Raw genomic sequence first — 4,216 nt, forward strand, 5'->3', positions numbered from 1 at the left:
AAGTTACATCAGAAAATCTTTGGAATTGGTTTACTCACTGCTGTTATTGTACCTCATCTTTATGAGAAAGGCTATAAAACTCTTAAACATTACTGTCAAAAAAAACTCTCTTCCCTTCAGGTAAAGGCACGGAGCGAGTTCAAATCCTGCGATGTGAGTTCTGGAAAACCATTAAAAAGTAAGGTTTGAAAGACTTAATATTCATTGACGAATCGGGAGTTAATTTGGCAATGGTTAGGTTATATGCTAGGTATGCAAAAAGGTGAAAGAGCCAAGGGGCCAAAACCAACTAAACGGGGCAAAAATGTCTCAATAATTGGAGCAATGTCAGTCAATGAAATTTTGACCTCGGTTAATCTAATAGGCGGAACTGATGCAATTACATTTGAAGCTTTTATTATCAGAAAACTGGTACCCAAACTATGGAAAGGTGCTTGTGTAGTGATGGATAATTGTCCCATTCACCTGGGTGAAGAAGTGAAAAAAGCGATCGAAAAAAAAGGGGCCAAGTTAATATACTTATCACCTTATTCACCAGATTTTTCACCAATTGAAAATCTGTGGTCAAAACTTAAAATCATTCTCCGTTCTATCAAGACTACTAATTATCAAGAATTAGGAAAAGCCATATATTTTGCGTTCGGACAAGTTACATCGTCAAATATTTTTAACTGGTTTACACACTGCTGTTATTGTACCTCATCTTTTTGAGAAAGGCTATAACTCTTCATTTTAGCTCAAAAAAAAGGAGCGAGCAAGCTCTCTGCTGCTAGGGCGAGTGGAGATTTGAGATGATCGATCTCAATTAAAGCTAAAAAAAAGATCCAGCAACTATAAAATCAAAACTTATCCTAATTGTTACCCTGCCCACAAACGGATAATTGCGAACGACAGGAGTCGCCAGTCGCCCCAAATTTTCGACTCTTATTCAACCTTCCAGAGTCATCTCGGAAGTAAATCTAAAATCGTTCGACTGGCCGCTCGCTGAACGTTTCGTCCCACCTGTCACGCCGAAGTGTAAAATCTCAAATCGACTGACTCGCCTTTATAGCTGCCGAATTGTGCGTGTAAATCATCACAAATTCAAGTCTTGAAACTCGGCAAATTTCTTGTTTTCCCCGGACATGGAAGCTTGAAGATTATCACTATCTTTTTCGCCGTTTAAATTGCCCGTGCTTCTGGATTTTGTGAATTCTTGAGCGTTTGTCTTGTTGAAAGCGATCGGTTCAGCGTGTTCAACCTGAAATACGTTGGCGTAGAGGTTGGCAATAATCTGTTTGCCTCCCTGGGTCAATTCCAAGTAGTTTAAAGCTGCGGGAATGTAAGGAAAAACTCCATTCCAATAAAACTTGGCGTAATTTTGCCGCAAATCTCCCGGAGACTTGTATCCCAAGATTTTATTAGTGCCGACTTCCTCAAATTCGTAGAACAGGGCACTTATTTTTCGCAGGTAATTGGGGTCGCTCAACTGACCGATCAAATCGGCTGCTCTAGCGAGTCCAGAATAATTGTTTCTGTCTTGATGAGTTTCGCTAGCAGGAACTGGAAAGCGCGTCAATTCAATATTGCGCTTGATTTGTTCGGCATCAATTAATGTGTGGCCGCCGAAGCGTTCGTCAATTACAAGTTTTCCTCGATCGACATGATAAGGAGTTAAACTGGCAGAAGTTGCCCCGATCGGCACAGAAACCATGCCCCCGTCAATACCCGTAGCGTAGAGTCCCACAGCTTCTTGGTCTTGGCGGCAAACACCTTTGACGTAGCCGATATCGTGGCACAGCAGCGAGATCAGGTAGTGCAGCCAATCTTCCGGCGACACTCCCCCTTCGCGAATATGCTTGCCGCGGAGAATCTCTTGTCCCACCAAAGCCACGAGCATGGTGTGTTCCACATTGTGGTACAGAGCATCGCAGTTAGCGATATTTTCCAGAGCCATAGTCCCTGCCCAGGCGATAATTTCAGGGTAGTCAGGCTTGTACTTGCCGTAGGTGCGACGGTAGCCGGCCTGCAACTCTTGCACAAAAGCGTCAATCAGGATAGCAGTTGCATTGAACATCATAAATTCTCTCACTCAGGCTGTAGTTACAAACTCGATCAAAAATATCTTGGATAGCTGAAAAAATAATCAATGGGCCTTCCAGTAGGTTTGACCCCTCGGCGTTGAATTTTAAATTTCAGCTAACCTTGTCAAATCAGAAAATTACTTTTAGGCTATGCTTCCCACGATAACCTAATTTCCGAAGCAACCGATCGATTTTTCGGTATTAAATGTTGACGAAACAATTTACCTCGTTTCACCGACTAATTATTAGAAGTCCTAGGTGTGAAAGTTATGAACTGTCTGTTTTCGAGCCTCTCCACTGCTGCCCTTCGCACTCGGCGGTCGATCGCCCCAAAATACCTAGGATTGTTTGCATTCACGGCTGTTTGCACCGCCGCACCGGCAATGGGTGCCGAGCGAATTTACGTAACTTACGGGCCGCTAGAAGAATCAGTTCCCATCGAATCCCTGGCACTCTTCGCCCAAGAAGGCAAAATAGACTCGAACTTGGACGGCTTCGCTCAATACATCCAAGAATCTCAGCTAGCTGAGGTTCGCAGCGCCCTGCAAGCGAAAGCTGAAATCAGCCAGGTGACGATCGCCCAATTTCTCTACACGCCTCAAGGAGAAGTGCTGCTGAAACGCTTGGGCCGAGTAATTCAAACCAAAGCTCGACAGCCCGGATTTTATGCCATCCGAGCCGCCCTGATTTTAGCAGCCTCAGATCCAGAAGGTCTGACAATTCTCAACGTGCTGAGGAAATTCCCCACTTACGGCATCAGGATTGACATCGCTCGCGGCTTGGGTATCGCCGACGAGCTGACATCGCTGATCAACCGTTCCAATCAGACGATCGCCGGAGTCGCCCAGTTGTCCGAAGCACAAGCAGCCTCTGAACCCGCCATACCGCCCGCCGAAATGCAGCAGCCCCAGCTACCAGGCCCTTATACTTGGAAAAAATCATCGGTAACTGTGACGAGTCCAAATCGCTATCGCACCTTGGATATGGACATTTACCTGCCCCAGGGCAGCCGCCAACCGGCTCCAGTAGTAGTAATTTCCCACGGTTTAGGTTCCGATCGCATTTCCTTTCAATATTTAGCAAAACACCTAGCCTCCTACGGCTTTGCCGTCGCCGTCCCCGAACACCCCGGCAGCAACGCCCAACAAATCCAAAACTTAGTAACAGGCAGAGCCAGTGAAGTAGCAGAACCAGCCGAATTTGTCAACCGCCCCCTCGACATCAAAGACCTGCTCGATTATTTAACCAAACTTTCTACAACCGATCCGGCCTACCAAGGGCAGCTCGACTTGCAGCGAGTCGGCGTCATAGGCCAGTCTTTCGGGGGCTATACGGCTTTAGCATTAGCCGGGGCAGGGATTAATTTTGCACAGCTAGACAAAGATTGCGGACTCGAAAACGATACTTGGAACCTCTCCCTACTGTTGCAGTGCCGCGCGCGCGGACTAGATCGCAACCAGTACAATTTCGACGACCCGCGCATCAAAGCTGCGATCGCCATCAACCCGATCGCCAGCAGCATTCTGGGAGAAACAAACCTCAGCAAAATCCAAATCCCAGTCATGGTAATAGCAGGCAGCGCCGATACTGTTGCCCCCGCTTTCCTCGAACAAATTCAACCGTTCACATGGCTGACATCGCTCAACAAATATCTCGTATTGATGATAAACGGGACTCACTTCTCAACGATCGAGGCATCCCCTCAAAGCCTATTTCTGCCACCCGCAGAGGCGATCGGGCCCGAACCAGCTTTAGCCCGCCGCTACCTCAGCGGACTCAGCCTAGCTTTCATGGAAAGCTATTTGAACAACAAATCCAATTTCCGCCCGTATTTGGAGCCATCCTACGCTTTAAGCATCTCCCGAGACACTCTCGGACTGAGAATTTTGCGATCGCTCACCCCGCAGCAACTCCAGCAGTTCAGGATTTCTCCACCTGCTCGCAGGCCAGTCTCTCCACCTGTCCTCGCTCCTGTTTCTCTACCTTCTCCACCTCCCATAGCTCCCGTTCGTTAGGGTTGAGGTGCGCCGAAGAGCACGCTGGCATATCTTGTCGCGCCGGGACGATCGCCCATCTCTGTCTTTTCATCAGCTTTCCTAATCGCAGTCATCAGTTTAACTGTCGCTCAACCCCTTTACAAACCTTAACAACAC

General features: G+C 47.2%; 4 protein-coding genes. 3 read left to right on the forward strand and 1 reads right to left on the reverse strand.

Translation table 11 applies throughout. From position 1 onward, the window contains the following. Both QUA71_RS28890 and QUA71_RS28895 read left to right on the forward strand, forming a co-directional pair. Positions 1-189: hypothetical protein (locus QUA71_RS28890; RefSeq protein ID WP_333290406.1), on the forward strand; the 189-nt coding region annotated here is incomplete at its 5' end. 63 nt (positions 190-252) lie between these two features. Next, on the forward strand, positions 253-711 hold the full coding sequence (locus tag QUA71_RS28895) for a transposase (RefSeq protein ID WP_333290408.1): 459 nt from the start codon (positions 253-255) through the stop codon (positions 709-711). A gap of 364 nt (positions 712-1,075) precedes the next feature. Here QUA71_RS28895 and QUA71_RS28900 read toward each other — a convergent pair whose 3' ends face one another. Next, on the reverse strand, positions 1,076-2,056 hold the full coding sequence (locus QUA71_RS28900) for an Npun_R2479 family HD domain-containing metalloprotein (protein ID WP_190663509.1): 981 nt from the start codon (positions 2,054-2,056) through the stop codon (positions 1,076-1,078). 276 nt (positions 2,057-2,332) lie between these two features. On the opposite strand from QUA71_RS28900, the gene QUA71_RS28905 reads away from it, so the two are divergent. Next, entirely contained in the window at positions 2,333-4,078 is a 1,746-nt protein-coding gene (locus tag QUA71_RS28905) for an alpha/beta hydrolase (RefSeq protein ID WP_333290410.1), read from the forward strand. Positions 4,079-4,216 lie beyond the last annotated feature (138 nt).

The sequence above is a fragment of the Microcoleus sp. MON1_C5 genome, assembly GCF_036701875.1.
Classification (GTDB): domain Bacteria; phylum Cyanobacteriota; class Cyanobacteriia; order Cyanobacteriales; family Microcoleaceae; genus Microcoleus.

Excerpts from the sequence above, each read along its gene's own strand:
- QUA71_RS28895 (WP_333290408.1), top strand. The coding sequence starts at position 253 with ATGCAAAAAGGTGAAAGAGCCAAGGGGCCAAAACCAACTAAACGGGGC.
- QUA71_RS28900 (WP_190663509.1), bottom strand. The coding sequence starts at position 2,056 with ATGTTCAATGCAACTGCTATCCTGATTGACGCTTTTGTGCAAGAGTTG.
- QUA71_RS28905 (WP_333290410.1), top strand. The coding sequence starts at position 2,333 with ATGAACTGTCTGTTTTCGAGCCTCTCCACTGCTGCCCTTCGCACTCGG.